This is a genomic window from Veillonella sp. oral taxon 780 str. F0422, assembly GCF_000221605.1.
Taxonomy (GTDB): domain Bacteria; phylum Bacillota; class Negativicutes; order Veillonellales; family Veillonellaceae; genus F0422.
The window spans coordinates 37,205-51,155 of the sequence record NZ_AFUJ01000040.1 but is presented as its reverse complement, the minus strand read 5'-3'; the positions used below and the strand labels follow the sequence as shown (position 1 = coordinate 51,155).

Annotated in this window: 14 protein-coding genes; all 14 read right to left on the bottom strand. The window is 38.3% G+C overall.

Annotated elements, in window-relative coordinates:
- Positions 1-21 precede the first annotated feature (21 nt).
- Positions 22-675 carry a pyroglutamyl-peptidase I gene (pcp, locus tag HMPREF9200_RS04785; RefSeq protein ID WP_009353696.1) on the bottom strand — a complete coding sequence of 218 codons (654 nt, stop codon included), beginning with the start codon at positions 673-675 and terminating at the stop codon, positions 22-24.
- Between the two features lie 53 nt (positions 676-728).
- Entirely contained in the window at positions 729-1,658 is a 930-nt protein-coding gene (locus HMPREF9200_RS04780) for a DUF979 domain-containing protein (RefSeq protein ID WP_009353683.1), read from the bottom strand.
- A gap of 13 nt (positions 1,659-1,671) precedes the next feature.
- On the bottom strand, positions 1,672-2,349 hold the full coding sequence (locus tag HMPREF9200_RS04775; protein WP_038144755.1) for a DUF969 domain-containing protein: 678 nt from the start codon (positions 2,347-2,349) through the stop codon (positions 1,672-1,674).
- Between the two features lie 253 nt (positions 2,350-2,602).
- On the bottom strand, positions 2,603-3,115 hold the full coding sequence (locus HMPREF9200_RS04770; RefSeq protein ID WP_009353675.1) for a flavodoxin family protein: 513 nt from the start codon (positions 3,113-3,115) through the stop codon (positions 2,603-2,605).
- A 318-nt stretch (positions 3,116-3,433) separates the two neighbouring features.
- Entirely contained in the window at positions 3,434-5,191 is a 1,758-nt protein-coding gene (gene hutW / locus HMPREF9200_RS04765) for a heme anaerobic degradation radical SAM methyltransferase ChuW/HutW (protein ID WP_009353669.1), read from the bottom strand.
- 33 nt (positions 5,192-5,224) lie between these two features.
- Positions 5,225-5,998, bottom strand: coding sequence for an energy transducer TonB (locus HMPREF9200_RS04760; RefSeq protein WP_009353703.1), 774 nt, complete (start codon positions 5,996-5,998; stop codon positions 5,225-5,227).
- A gap of 12 nt (positions 5,999-6,010) precedes the next feature.
- Entirely contained in the window at positions 6,011-6,406 is a 396-nt protein-coding gene (locus HMPREF9200_RS04755; RefSeq protein WP_009353705.1) for a biopolymer transporter ExbD, read from the bottom strand.
- On the bottom strand, positions 6,393-7,028 hold the full coding sequence (locus tag HMPREF9200_RS04750; protein WP_009353689.1) for a MotA/TolQ/ExbB proton channel family protein: 636 nt from the start codon (positions 7,026-7,028) through the stop codon (positions 6,393-6,395). The genes HMPREF9200_RS04755 and HMPREF9200_RS04750 overlap by 14 nt, the downstream gene beginning before the upstream one ends.
- 91 nt (positions 7,029-7,119) lie before the next feature.
- A complete protein-coding gene (locus tag HMPREF9200_RS04745; protein WP_009353640.1) occupies positions 7,120-8,121 on the bottom strand; it encodes an AraC family transcriptional regulator in 1,002 nt (333 codons plus the stop codon).
- 289 nt (positions 8,122-8,410) lie between these two features.
- The gene (locus tag HMPREF9200_RS04740; protein WP_038144753.1) at positions 8,411-9,748 is read right to left on the bottom strand and encodes a hypothetical protein; all 1,338 of its coding nucleotides are present in this window, start codon (positions 9,746-9,748) and stop codon (positions 8,411-8,413) included.
- A gap of 7 nt (positions 9,749-9,755) precedes the next feature.
- Complete coding sequence (gene whiA / locus HMPREF9200_RS04735) at positions 9,756-10,709, bottom strand: DNA-binding protein WhiA (RefSeq protein WP_038144788.1); 954 nt, start codon at positions 10,707-10,709, stop codon at positions 9,756-9,758.
- Positions 10,710-10,768: 59 nt separating this feature from the next.
- Positions 10,769-12,118, bottom strand: a complete 1,350-nt coding sequence (yvcK, locus tag HMPREF9200_RS04730) for a uridine diphosphate-N-acetylglucosamine-binding protein YvcK (RefSeq protein WP_038144751.1) — start codon at positions 12,116-12,118, stop codon at positions 10,769-10,771.
- A 37-nt stretch (positions 12,119-12,155) separates the two neighbouring features.
- Positions 12,156-13,070, bottom strand: a complete 915-nt coding sequence (gene rapZ / locus HMPREF9200_RS04725; protein ID WP_009353656.1) for an RNase adapter RapZ — start codon at positions 13,068-13,070, stop codon at positions 12,156-12,158.
- Between the two features lie 19 nt (positions 13,071-13,089).
- The gene (locus HMPREF9200_RS04720) at positions 13,090-13,881 is read right to left on the bottom strand and encodes a Cof-type HAD-IIB family hydrolase (RefSeq protein ID WP_009353713.1); all 792 of its coding nucleotides are present in this window, start codon (positions 13,879-13,881) and stop codon (positions 13,090-13,092) included.
- Positions 13,882-13,951: the final 70 nt, after the last annotated feature.

The following is a 13,951-nucleotide window of genomic DNA, read 5'->3' as shown; positions in this document are numbered from 1 at the left end:
TAAAAGTTTTATTACTTATAACTAATCATGTGGAATTACATAATCCACAGGATCTATTATTTCATATCTTTTTCCACTGCAAATTGTATTGACCATAGATTGTAGCCCTTCTACAACAATATTTTTAGCCATACTTGGTTGACCCGGCTTAGTTACTACTTGTTCTGGCAAATATGGTATATGTACAAATCCACAACGAATATTCGTATTGGCAACTTCATGTGCTACACCATAAAAAATATGATTGCAAACGAATGTACCTGCAGTGTTTGAAATACTAGCTGGAATTCCTTGATGTTGTAAACCATTAACCATATCTTTAATCGGCAATGTCGCAAAATAAGCTGGAGCTCCACTTTCTACGATAAATTCATCTTTAGGTTGGTTACCTTTATTATCTGCAATGCGGAAGTCATCTATATTAATAGCAATTCTTTCTACCGTAATATCTGGTCTTCCACCAGCTTGTCCTACTAACATAATTGCTTCTGGATGGTGCTCTTCAATAGCTTGTTTTACAGCATTTACACTATCATATCGAACTGTTGGCACCATTTTTGTAACAACTTTATAGTCGTTTACCATATATCCTTCTAATTCTTTAACAGCTTCCCAAGCTGGGTTTATAGCTTCTCCACCAAATGGATCAAATCCTGTTACTAAGATTGTTTTCATTATTAACCGCCTCTTAATATGACTATACAAGTATTTATTTTTATTATATTACTTTAGAATACCATGAAATAATACATAAGTAATATGTTAAATACTAATAAAGATACTGCTACAGGCCATTGCGCCTTAATAACCCCATATTGGTCCTTCATTTCTAATAAAGCCGTTGGCACAATATTAAAATTTGCTGCCATTGGTGTCAATAATGTTCCACAATACCCTGCAAGCATAGCAATTGGCCCTATCATTGCAGGATTTGCATTATGCATATTAATTAACATAGGTATTCCAATACCCGTTGTCATCATTGCAAAAGCCGCAAATGCATTTCCCATAACAATTGTAAATAGTGCCATACCAAGGCAATATGTAGCCACGACCGCAAAAACATTATCAACTGGGATTACACTTGATATTCCTGTAGCAATAACCTTGCCTACGCCAGCAATACCAAAAACATAACCCAATGCTGCTAGCAATTGTGATAAAATAGCTGTCCACCCAATCGCATCTATCAGGCGACGACCTTCATTAAATCCTTGATGTATTGACACCCGTGTTAAAAACACTGCTACAAATAGAGCAACCATCGCAGCAATACCAAGTCCTACTAAGGCACCTAGCTTAGTATAGATTCCAACCAAAAATGTAACAACACCAACTAACAATGCTGGCACAAAAATGGCATTGCCAATTCTTTTAGACTCAGACAGCTTCATTTCTGTAGAAGATTCATTATAAAAACCTTTTCCCAATTGCTTCGTAGCCACTATAGCTGCCATAAAAATTACCATCCATCCATTAATTTCATCTGGTATATACTTTCCAAACATAAAACTAATAGCATAGGTTAACCAAAATAATCCTGTTCCTACACGTTTTGTATTCTCTTTATCATTAAAGGATTGTATAGCAACAATAGTTAACACTATTCCTGTTAATATATAAACAATTTCTAATGCAGGTAATCCAAACAACTCCATACATACACCCCCTCTATATACTTAACGTATCTTTAGCAATTAAATCTTTAACTTTTTTATCAAAAAGGATATATCTAATACTCGCTAGAATATATGCAGTAATAGCTGTTGGAATACAATATAAAATCATTTCTGCTAAATTGATTGTAATACCAGCCTGTTCCATAACTCCTTTTATCAATAATATTCCTCCTGCGGCAATAAAAATATTTTGGCCGAAAAAGTTTCCAATATTATCAGCAGAAGCCGCCATTGCTCTGATTTTATCAATTGTCTCTTGTGAAACTTCTTGTCCATGTAATGCAGCAGCTTCAGCCATTGGAGCAATAAGAGGTCTAACAAACGCAGGCATTCCTGCTAAAGAAATACCAAATGCTACCGTTACTTGTCTTATTAACATATAAAGCATGCATATTCTTCCCGCAGTTGCTGCATTAATTTTACCGATTAAATATCCCGCACGTTCTCTTAAGCCATGACGTTCCATAATCCCTACTACTGGTAAAATCAGTATAAATAAGGACATATATCGATTAGTTACAAATGCTTTTCCTATAGCAGCTATTGTTTCTCGAAATCCTACACCACCAACTAGACCTGTGACAATACCTGCTAGCAAAATGACAAGCAGTGCATTGAATCGAAATGCTAACCCCAAAATCATAATAACTATTCCCGACAAAACTAGCATAAAGATCCCCCTTTCAAAGGAATAATAAAACATACCTTAATTATACAAAATTTCCCGCTTTTTTTATAGGTCTATACTATTACATATAATTAAAATCTTTGATTACCAATAGGAAAAACTGATTCAGAATAAATATAAAATTTGTAGTATAACTTTATATCAGAACTTATCACCTCTAATAAAAAAGACTGCCATTTCTGGCAGTCTTTTTCGGAGTGTTATTATATTGCAACCTATTACATAGGTAGAAAACTTATAATTTAGCAATAACTTCTTCAACAAATGCTTTTGCATTAGCCAAGTCGTTTTCATCTGGATGAGATGCAGCTTGTGCATGACGTGCATCACGTTCAGGGCTTTTACCATGGTTATGGCCTTCTGGGAACATTTTGTACATCATTTCGATTACTTTCGGATCTACTTTACCTTGGCATTTGAAGTAACCTACTGGTGTTTGACCATTTGGTAACAGTTTCGCAGCTGCTTCTACAGTTTCTTGTGCATGAGGAGATACTGGAGGGACCCCTAAAGTACAGAATAAAGCTACTTTTTCATTTGTGATTTCTTTAAGTACTGCTTGTGCCGCTTTATCAGCGTTACCTTGGTCTGCCCAGAAACCCATAAATACTACATCGTAAGATGCTAAATCAGCTGGAACTTCTTTCACAGATACACATGGTGTACCAGCAGGCAAAGCACTTGCCATAGCTTCTGCTACTAATTTTGTATTGCCTGTACGGCTTGAGTAAACTACGATTGCTTTCATTCATTTTCCACACTTCTAGGAAGTGCGCTCCTTTTACATAACATATAAATACTATAAATAGTATATCATTATTTTTGTATCTAACATTGTAGCCTAAGGCACAATGTTCATTTATCAGATATACATCCGCAGGCATTGCCTGCGGATACTGCACTCTCATTACTGAAGTGATTTTAAACGTACTATAGTATGATGCAGCCTACCAACTTTGACCTGGTATACCTGATTCCACTCTATGAGTGGCTATAGAACTATTACAGGAAACTATATTGTTTGGTTTGGTAAGGTGTGTAGGAGTTCACCTGTAATAGATACTACCTAAATATTTTTCTTAAATGGACTATGTCCTACTGTGCCATGAGCACGTGTAGTTTCCATATCTGTAGGATGCCCTTTTGGAATGCCCGCTGGATGTCCGCCTGCCCCATGTGGGTGTTTAGGCACGCCTGCTGGGTGTCCTCCCATCGGTACTCCTTCCGGATGTCCTTTCGGAACGCCTGCTGGATGACCACCTGCTCCGTGTGGATGTTTCGCCACTCCCGCTGGATGTCCTCCCATTGGTACTCCTTCTGGATGTCCTTTTGGAACACCTGCTGGATGACCGCCTGTTCCCTGTGGATGTTTCGCCACACCTTCAGGATGACCACCTACATGTGGATGATCTTTTGGTCTACCACCATGGTTTTGAGCCGCAATATTTTCATGTAACAATGTGCTTTCACCCGTTAAGATGTACTGAACACATTCAATAACGGTTTGTGTAATATTGACATTCCAGAATCCACCAGCCGTTGTTAAGCGATATAATACGCCATTATATTCCATCAAACCACGAGTTACCCAAGTATCAAGCAACCAACGTAAGTCCTCTAATTTTGAATCCATTTCGATCAAAGTGTCTAGATTTAAAACACCTCGTTCCAAGGAACTAATTACATAATTAGAGAATTCTTGTAGTTCAGATTGTTTCATGAGAACCATAAATGGTTTTTTACCTTCTTCTACAAGAGCCTCATATGGAGGCAATACACGGTGTAACATTGTCATGTATCCACCTAAATTACCACCAGCACCACAACCAAATGGATACATTGGGTATCCCGCTTTCGCCATAGTGTTGTACATAGAGCGTTCACGCGGTGCACGGCTCCAATGAGCTGCACTTAAACGTGTAAAATCACGTTTCATCAAGTATTTTACAGCTGCCTCATACATTAATGCTTGTTCTTTAGTGGTAGCTGCTGGGCTTACTTTACCGCGTTCAATTAAGCTTTGTAAATCACTATTTTCAAACACATTTAATTGATATAAGTCCATACCATCTGCTGCGGATTGTTCAAGAATTTTTAAGTCTTCCATCCACACATCCATCGTTTGATCTGGTAAACCATAGATTAAATCCACAATTACAGAACATTGTTGGTATGCTTTTAATTGTTCTAATCGAGACAACACTGTATCTTGATCATCTAAACGTCCCAATTGACGTCGTACGTGAGTATGGAAAGACTGTACCCCTAAGGACATACGGTTGACACCATGGCTCATCCATACATCCATTTTTTCAGGCACCAAGTCGTGAATACGACCTTCTAATGTCAACTCATAGTCATTGGCCAACGGGAAATATTCTTGGATGGCAGACAACATGCGTTTTGCATTATTAGCAGATAATGATGTTGGCGTACCACCACCAATAAAGATAGTGTGAATCAAACCATCACGGAACCGTGGTTGATCGGCAGCCATTTGCATTTCTTTCAATAACATATCTACATATTTATCTTCTGCATCTTGATTCGTAGCATGTTGATAGAATCCGCAGTACGTACATTTAGTTTGACAGAATGGAATATGAATATATGCCGTTTGCATTTGCCCTGGAACAGGCGGTTGTTGCATTAATTCATTCCATACACGTTGTGCCTCATCCTTTTCTAAAGGACGACCACTTAGACCAGCATGTACCGCACGTTTGCTTGTAAAAGCATGCGTCAACGGCGTTGCCGTATCAAAACCAAGTTGAATATTACGTTGTTCCTCCGACATGGAGTCAAATAAACTTTTTAAATCCATAATTCCTCCTGAATTATTTCTTGTGCCTTTGCACTAGTCACCATTCAAAGTGTAGTACACTGTGAATGTATTTGATACTGATGAGCCACTACCATTTGGATAATTGCCTATGCCATAGACAACATCTTGGGTATGACTGTTTAAAATACCAGGTCCGCCACCTGCCGAAACAGAGGCTATATTACCGCTCGCATCAATGGTTACGCTAACTGTAACACTACCTTGTAAGTTACGTTTTACTGCCATTGCAGGGTACGTACCTTGTGCTTGGGCTTGTACAGTAGCCACAAATCCTGCCCAGTCAAACGGTGCATTACCAGATGTAGTACCTACACCATCTCCATTACCTCCGCCACTGCCAGAGCCAGATCCACCACCGCTACCAGAGCCGTTACCGCTACCATCGCCAGTACCGTTTCCTGTTCCGTTACCGCCACCAGATCCACCACCAGTACCTTGGTTTGTAGATGTTCCATCACTTGCACCTGTAGCTGCGTTGGTAGATGTTGGCACATTCACAGCATCATCAACTGGCACCGGAGATGATAAACTTTGTTGCGCTGCTTGTACTTTAGCTTGTACAACTTCTTGTGAAAGTGGTTGAGGGAAAGATACCCCGCCGCCACCGCCACCGCCACCTGCGGATGCTTTTAAATCGTCGGAAATAGACATGTCAATTTCAAAAGCATTTTCGGTTTGTTTATGCTCTACTACGGATACTAAAGCAATACCTAACACAACAGCTAGGACAATGTGGATTACAACAGAGATTATGTAGGATTTTTTCCAGGAAATATATTGTTCCATGTGTCATCCTTTCTAGCTAGCAGCAATTGAGAACTTCTTAACCCCAATCGTTTTTAGCATATCCATAATGGCAACCACGAATCCATGTTGCGTATTTTTATCTGCTTGTAATAGTACCGCTGTATTTGGATTTTCTCCAATTTTGCTTGTAATATAGTTACGAGCTTCATCGATACTATATGGTTTAGAGTCAATCAAGATATGTCCTTCTTTATCCAATGTAAGAATGATAGGACTTTGTTTGACTTGTGTTGCTGATTGTGCTTGCGGTAATTGTACACCCAAGGACTTTTGTGCCACCGTTTCAATACTGTTCATCATGAAGAAAACCAGTAAGAAGAAAATGATATCGATCATTGGCACAATCATGAACTCAGGTTTCATTTTTAATCGACTATTTTGAAACATGAGAATCACTCCATTGTTCTTTCATACCATTTAATAATACTACAGATAAAGTTTCTGTATCATTGATAATTGCATCCATACGATGACTGAAGTATGTGTACACACAGAATGATAAAATAGCCACTAACAAACCAGTAGCTGTGGCAATCAAGGCTTCACCAACGCCGCCAGAAATAGCGGATGCACCAGCACCATTATCCAATACACTGAACGTGCCAATCATACCAGATACTGTACCTAATAAACCTAATAATGGAGAAATTGTTACGATAGCGCTCAAGTAATCTAAGTGAATTTTTAAATGAGAGGCTTCAATCATCATTTGTTCGGAAAACGCATTTTTCATACTTGTTTCGTTTTTGGAGTATGTTAATCCTGCATTCAAGATACGACCAGTTGCCGTTTGATTTGCCTCACATAACTCTTTCGCTTTCTTCCAATCATTATCTTTTATTGCAAAATACACATCATGACTAAATTCCTTTAGCAATGCAGTATTAGCTTTGAAATACGTATAACGCTCAATTCCAATTGCGATCACAATGATTGACAAAATAACCAATGGATACATTACTAATCCACCGCTGTTAAATAAATGTACAATGTATAAAAGGCTGTCCATATTATTACCTCCATTAAAAAATATGATAATTTTTATCAGCTTATACTTATAATATCAAATTTAATAATTTCAAATCTACTCTAAATAGCTTCTACTTAATCCATTCCGACATTTTATTTATTTTCCTATATTCACTAGGTTTATGTCCCATAATAACCCGAAATGCTTCTGCAAACTTACTGGCATTTTCATAGCCATATCGATTAGCTATGCTGAGAATACTATCATTTGTATTTACTAGATCTTTGGCTGCTTTTTTGATTCGCATATGCTTTACATACTGATGAATACTACTGCCATAAATCCCTTTAAAACATTTCTTTAATGCCGTTGGTGCTAACCCATATGTTTTTGCCAACTCTTCAATAGTCGGTTTTTGATTTAAATTTTTCATCAAAAATTCGTGCATACGTTTCACACTTTCTACATGTTTGCGTTCAAAATATGGCATACAACAATCGTAATCAGCCGTTAATGTACTTAACAACAGGATGATTTCCATGCATTTTAATTGAAACAAATTTGGCATCACTTCCATTGGCACATCATATAAACTTTTGAAAATATCACTCAACCTTGATTCTCTACGACATACAAAGCCAAATTCAAAATCATTACAGAACCGATTGCATATTTCTCGCAGATCGATACTATCATTACCTACAAATTTATTGACCATTTCTTGAGCTTTTGGAATATAAATAGACAAATTAATTCCTTTGTAAAAAGCCGTAGGAAACTTCGTAGAGTGTACATAACTAGGTGACTCTTTCCACCCCACAGAAATATCATTTTCATCCATATATAACACTTTTCCATTATCAAAGGCGCACTCAATGCGCCCTTCTTTACAATAATGGATTTCAAACATACCTTCTAAAGGTTTCGCCCGATGACGAATTTCTTTCATAGTCACTTCTTGGAAGGTTAATTCTACCCCACCAAACACCGGATAGCTGTGCATCTTCGCCTTGCCTTGAGGCGTATTCATCTCATAAATAGTGCCATGTTCTACCTCTCTGGTAGACAACATATCTAAATCCATCACTTTCGGTTTGAACTTTTCGACAGCATTCATTCTATTTTGACTCATGTTCCTCCTTTCAAAAAAGCCCACTTGTTGTCTCATACGACTAACAAATGGGCCTCTTTGCCGAATTACATCGCCTACTTTAATCTGAGTATCATTTCTAATACTCATTATATGTATAGTTGGCAACGATTGTCAATATAAAATTTGTCGTTTTAGATTATTTTAAATTAAACAGCGAAATTTCAATTTGCATAGTTTCGCATATTAATAGGAATAATTGTTCATATAAAATAATTTATATTCAGTTTAATTCAAGATATCTTTTTAGATTATTTATATAAAAACTTGATTATTTTCCTAAAATTTTATTCACTAAATTAGTAATATACTGCGATGTCTTACCATCTGTATTCTCATGTTCCGAAATTTGTGGAATCAACAAAAATCTAACAGGCAAATTAGACGCCCCTGGTGACATGTATTCTAATAGTAAATCTTCTGGTCTATCAAATACATCTAATAGCTGTGTGTCATAAATAGTTTCATGTCCCAAATACGGACCTTTTACAGGCACATCATAGGTGCGTACACCTTTAGAAGATGTAATCCTGAATGTGCCACTAAAAGCACCACCTAATGGATTAAAATACAAGGCATAGGGAGTGTTTCCTTCTGTGCGTAACACATATACATTAGAAATACCATAATTACCTTTGTTTTTCACCAGCTTATTGTTACTAGTCTCATCAACACCACTAATAAAGGCATCTTCTCGATCATTTGCAATTTCAAAACTAGCTGGACCTGCCTCACTATTAAACTGCGGTTCCACCACATGGAATCGACGCATTCCTTCATAAGTACCCCGTAACTCTACTTCATCTATAGGATGAATTGGCAATAAAGGCAAGCCATACGTAACTGTTGACTTAGGTTCCATCACCGCCACAGATGCATATACTGGTTCCGTAGTAGAAAAATCGATAATACCACTGAATAAATCATCTTTTTTTATGAGAACTTTTTCCAACTCAGTAAAAATAGGGCGCACTTCCCCAGGACGCAATACAAATTCTGTACCACTAGTATCTTGTGATACTAACGAAATAGTTCGGGATGCAGCATCCTTTTTAATTTCTTCTTCAATTCTTTTTGTCTTTAGCTTCTTCGATTGTGCAAGATTCTCTTTTTGTTTTTTGATTTCTTGTTGCACTGCTTTAGAGCGAACTGGGATAGTTACGCCTTCATTAGCCCAAGCACCTAAGTCTAATGCAGTACTATTCAGTTCTTTTTTCGAAAGCTCTCGTCCCACTTTAAAATAGTCTGGGCTTGGTTTTGCATAAATAGATCGTTCTATTTCTACAAAAGCTGGAACATTCCCCTTATTTTCCAACAAAATACCTACTTTCATAGGTTCTGTTCGTTCGTTCACATGATAAAAGTAAATACGGCTATTTCCTCTCAGTGTACCTGCCGCTACAATCCCCGGCTCTTTTACATATTCCGGACTATCGGACAATAATAAAGTATCTATCTCCTTAACGGTTTTCACTTCTAAGGGTGTAAATGTATACTCATCAATATTTACCGTTCTCGGTACTTGTCCATACGTAGTGCCTAGCCCAAGTACTGTTAAAATGCTCCCTAATAACCATTGTTTCCATTGTATTCGATTCATTAATTTCATACTACCTCTATTCTATCATAAGCCCCTCTGGCTCCCACTGTAAGGCGAGGGCTTCTAATTTACGTAAACGATGTCCAATACCAGATTTTGTCAATTCTCGTTTGTACTTTGTTTCATAGGCATCTACCAATTCTTGCAAACTACCATCCGGAAATTCTTGACGTAATATAGCTACCTCATAAAGACGAACTGGCAAGGAGTTGAGACCTTGATGTTTATCAATAATACGTATTGCATCTAATTGACGCACTGCTGCATTCACCGTTTTTTGTAAATTTGCTGTTTCACAGTTTACTTGACGATTAATGGTATTACGTACATCTTTCATAATTCGTACATTTTCAAAATTCATCAGGGCTGATTGAGCTCCCATAATTTGTAAACAGGAGGTCACCGCATCCCCTTCTTTTAAATATACTACAAACTCCTCTTTTCGCTCTACCTTTCGAGCATGTAATCGGAACATTTTTAAGACACGAATAATTTGATCTGCAAAGTCTTCCTTTGTAGTCATAAACTCCAAATGATAGTCACTTTGTGGCTTATTAACAGACCCGCATCCCAAAAAAGCGCCTCGCAAAAAAGCTCTTCGTGATTCCATGTCTTTTAACCATTCATCTGGAATCATAGCATCCACAGGCCATAATTGTAACTCCTCTAACGCAAGACGACTCTGTTCTGTAGGCTCTACCGTCAACGTATACATGTTCTTTTTGCGTAGGTTTAGCCCTTTACGCACTAGCACAGAAGTAGGTAAATCATACTGTTCTTTAATAATTCCTAGCACTCGTCTAGCTACTGCATTATTGGCCGTCACCAAACGTACCCCTACGCGTCCTTGCATACCTAGTAAAATGGACCCACCCATCCGTAATAAACAAGAGGCCTCTACCTTGGATGCCCACGCATCTTCTGTTTTAAATTGGCACAATTCATTTTTTACATCTTCTGCAAATGACATAGCCTCTCCTTTACTATTTCTACTAGAAAATAGAGCCTCTAGAGGCTCTACTTTCATACTTAATGATCTTCTCGCTGTAAGTAATATTCTAAAATGTGCGGTTCAATATCCGTCTGCAAAGCAAAGACAACATCCATGACCACTTTCGCTAACCGTTCAGAATTGTGGACCGCTTTATCTTGACTATCTACAAGATTTGCACGAACTGTCCGAATCCCCATCGATTGCAACACATCCATATCTACGTCTACTGGTTCTTGCCCCGCTTGTTTATAGTGTTCTAATGTGGCATCTTGGATTCTGTTATCATTCACAAGAACTGTATCGATAATTCCCACCTCACTATGTGCTTCAATGGCTTTCACATGGTCAGACACAGTATACCCATCTGTTTCACCTGGCTGCGTCATCACATTGCAAATATAAATCTTAGCCGCTTTAGAGTTAGCAATGTGATCCGCTACCTTATCAATTAATAGGTTCGGCATTACCGAAGTATATAAACTGCCCGGGCCTAAAATGATGGCATCGGCTTCATCAATAGCTTGCAAGGCAGCTCCTACAGGAGATGGTCTATGTGGCTCAGTATAGACCTTCGCAATTGGCTTACCCGCATTAGGGATATTACTTTCCCCTTCTACGATGGTACCATCCGTCAATTTAGCAATCAGTTTGATTTCTTCTGTAGATGATGGAATAACACGTCCCCGAACTCGCAAGATCTTGCTAGAGGCTTCTAAGGCTTTTTCCACATCATCTTTCAGCACTTGAGTCATTGCTGTTAAGAATAAATTCCCAAAACTATGGCCCGATAATTCTGCTCCTTTAGTAAATCGATACTGGAATAGTTCTTCCATAAGTCCTTCTTTTTCCGCTAATGCTACTAAACAGTTGCGTAAATCTCCAGGAGCAATCATTTGAAAATCTTCTCGTAACCGACCAGAAGAACCTCCATCGTCTGCTACTGTAACAATAGCGGTTAAATTCGTGGTTTTACTTTTTAGCCCTCGCAATAGCATAGACAATCCTGTACCACCACCAATTACTACGATTTTTGGTCCTTGTCCTAAGCGAATTTTTTCAAAAATATAATCACTCACACCATCTTCTGTATTAGGCAAAATCGCATTCACAATGGTCTGAATGAGCTTACGTATCCCCCACAACATAGCTACCATACCCGCCACAATACCTGCTAAACCAAGACTGGCTATGACCGTATAGTTATAGGAGCCTGTAAGATGGAATAAAAATTCTAAGAAAATATCTTCAAAGTTGCTAATCCACTGGTAGTTCATCATCATAAGGACACCCACTACCAGCCAAATCGTGCCTAAAGAAAATAGGAATAGCCACCGCTTAATATTAATGCCTGGCGCAAACCAGCGCATCCAATTATTATATTTCATAGGCTTGAGAGACGAAAGAATCGTCCCACTCCTTTCTTTATAGGTCTAATCTAGAACGTGGATTCACATCTTCTTCTACATGATTACGCATCATATCACGATGTTCCACAGAAACATTACAGCCTTTTTCTTTCAAATGTGCATATAATGCCTCTGCCATTGCTACGCTACGATGCATACCGCCTGTACAGCCTACAGCTACCACAAATTGGCTTTTTCCCTCTTGTTCATAGTTTGGCACAAGGAAATCTAGTGTAGTAAAGAAATGCTTTTTAAATTCATCAGTCACTTCAAAGGAGTGAATATACTCTTTTACCACAGGTACGCGCCCCGATTTATGACGATATTCGGGAATGTAGTATGGGTTCGGCAAAAATCGCACATCCCATACCATATCCGCATCATTAGGCATGCCAAATTTAAATCCAAAACTTACCACTGTAATAGCCATGCCATCTGTTTGTTCTTTCACGTGACTAAAAGTACGGCGCATAAATGATTTCAAGGCAGATGTTTTCATGTTTGTGGTGTCGATAATATGATCCGCCTTGCTACGTACATCCGCCAAGAGTGCCCGTTCTTGTGACAGTCCTGTACTAATACGACCTGATGGTGCCAATGGGTGACTACGACGTGTTTCTTTATACCGGCGAATCAAAGTATCATCGCTAGCTTCCATGAACACAATTTCATAAGGCACACTCATAGCCGTCAAATCATCTAAAGCACTGTTTAAATCATCAAAAAATTCACGACTGCGGATATCTACCACTAAGGCTACTCGACTCACTTTAGTGCCTGCACTTTGACGACAAATTTCACTAAACTTAGGAATCAACACAGGAGGAATATTGTCGATACAGAAATATCCCATATCTTCCAAGACTTGCATCACTTGTGTTTTACCTGCTCCGGACATACCGGTCACAATGATTAAACGAAACCCTTCCATGAGGCCCTCCTACAAAATTTTATAACACATTCGCTTCAATCCATTTAGCGACGCCATCTTTTTCATTTGTGTCGCATACTTCTTTGGCAATTGTCTTCACATGTTCCTCTGCATTCCCTACTGCCACGGAATGACCTGTTACTTGTAACATAGAAATATCATTTTCTGAATTACCAAAGGATACCATATCTGTTAAACCGATGCCCAATTGCTCACCCATAAAAGCCAAGGCTTCCCCTTTAGATACATGAGGTGCTACGATTTCTAAAAAATTTACCTTAGACCGAACTAAATCAACCATATCGCCTACTTCTTTGGAAAGAATAGCAATCACCTCTGCCATACGTTCAGGTTCTTCCACTACTAATAGTTTGTTTGTCCCTTTTTGAGGTTCATAGATCGCATCTCCTACATACATAGCCTTAGCACCTGTAATCTCTTCATAAAGACGAGAAAACTCTGTTTCACTGTGTACTAACAATTCATCATCAATATAGGACTGAATATAGATATTATGCTCTTTTGCGATGGCTAATACCTTATGCGCTACCTCTGGTGGAATAGCTCGTTCCCAAATAAGTTCCTTGCTTTCCACACGTTGGATAACTCCGCCAGAATACAATACCATCGGTACATCACCTAAGCCTAAGCGATGTGCTACAGGATATGCCGTTTGGTACATTCGACCTGTGGCAATGAGTACCTCAATTCCCTTGTCCTGTGCTTTTTTTAGGACTTCTTTTGTATAATCAGACACGGTATTATCATCACGTAACAGCGTATCATCTAAGTCTATAGCTAACAATTTCATGACATCACTCCTTTATCATATCTTTCATTATACCATATAACAACGTATAACTACTGCATAAGTATTACTA

What these genes read in the sequence shown, in the direction of transcription:
- pcp (WP_009353696.1), bottom strand. Translation starts at nt 675, where the DNA reads ATGAAAACAATCTTAGTAACAGGATTTGATCCATTTGGTGGAGAAGCT.
- HMPREF9200_RS04720 (WP_009353713.1), bottom strand. Translation starts at nt 13,881, where the DNA reads ATGAAATTGTTAGCTATAGACTTAGATGATACGCTGTTACGTGATGAT.
- yvcK (WP_038144751.1), bottom strand. Translation starts at nt 12,118, where the DNA reads ATGAAATATAATAATTGGATGCGCTGGTTTGCGCCAGGCATTAATATT.
- rapZ (WP_009353656.1), bottom strand. Translation starts at nt 13,070, where the DNA reads ATGGAAGGGTTTCGTTTAATCATTGTGACCGGTATGTCCGGAGCAGGT.
- HMPREF9200_RS04750 (WP_009353689.1), bottom strand. Translation starts at nt 7,028, where the DNA reads ATGGACAGCCTTTTATACATTGTACATTTATTTAACAGCGGTGGATTA.
- HMPREF9200_RS04740 (WP_038144753.1), bottom strand. Translation starts at nt 9,748, where the DNA reads ATGAAATTAATGAATCGAATACAATGGAAACAATGGTTATTAGGGAGC.
- HMPREF9200_RS04775 (WP_038144755.1), bottom strand. Translation starts at nt 2,349, where the DNA reads ATGCTAGTTTTGTCGGGAATAGTTATTATGATTTTGGGGTTAGCATTT.
- HMPREF9200_RS04760 (WP_009353703.1), bottom strand. Translation starts at nt 5,998, where the DNA reads ATGGAACAATATATTTCCTGGAAAAAATCCTACATAATCTCTGTTGTA.
- HMPREF9200_RS04770 (WP_009353675.1), bottom strand. Translation starts at nt 3,115, where the DNA reads ATGAAAGCAATCGTAGTTTACTCAAGCCGTACAGGCAATACAAAATTA.
- hutW (WP_009353669.1), bottom strand. Translation starts at nt 5,191, where the DNA reads ATGGATTTAAAAAGTTTATTTGACTCCATGTCGGAGGAACAACGTAAT.
- HMPREF9200_RS04755 (WP_009353705.1), bottom strand. Translation starts at nt 6,406, where the DNA reads ATGTTTCAAAATAGTCGATTAAAAATGAAACCTGAGTTCATGATTGTG.
- HMPREF9200_RS04780 (WP_009353683.1), bottom strand. Translation starts at nt 1,658, where the DNA reads ATGGAGTTGTTTGGATTACCTGCATTAGAAATTGTTTATATATTAACA.
- HMPREF9200_RS04745 (WP_009353640.1), bottom strand. Translation starts at nt 8,121, where the DNA reads ATGAGTCAAAATAGAATGAATGCTGTCGAAAAGTTCAAACCGAAAGTG.
- whiA (WP_038144788.1), bottom strand. Translation starts at nt 10,709, where the DNA reads ATGTCATTTGCAGAAGATGTAAAAAATGAATTGTGCCAATTTAAAACA.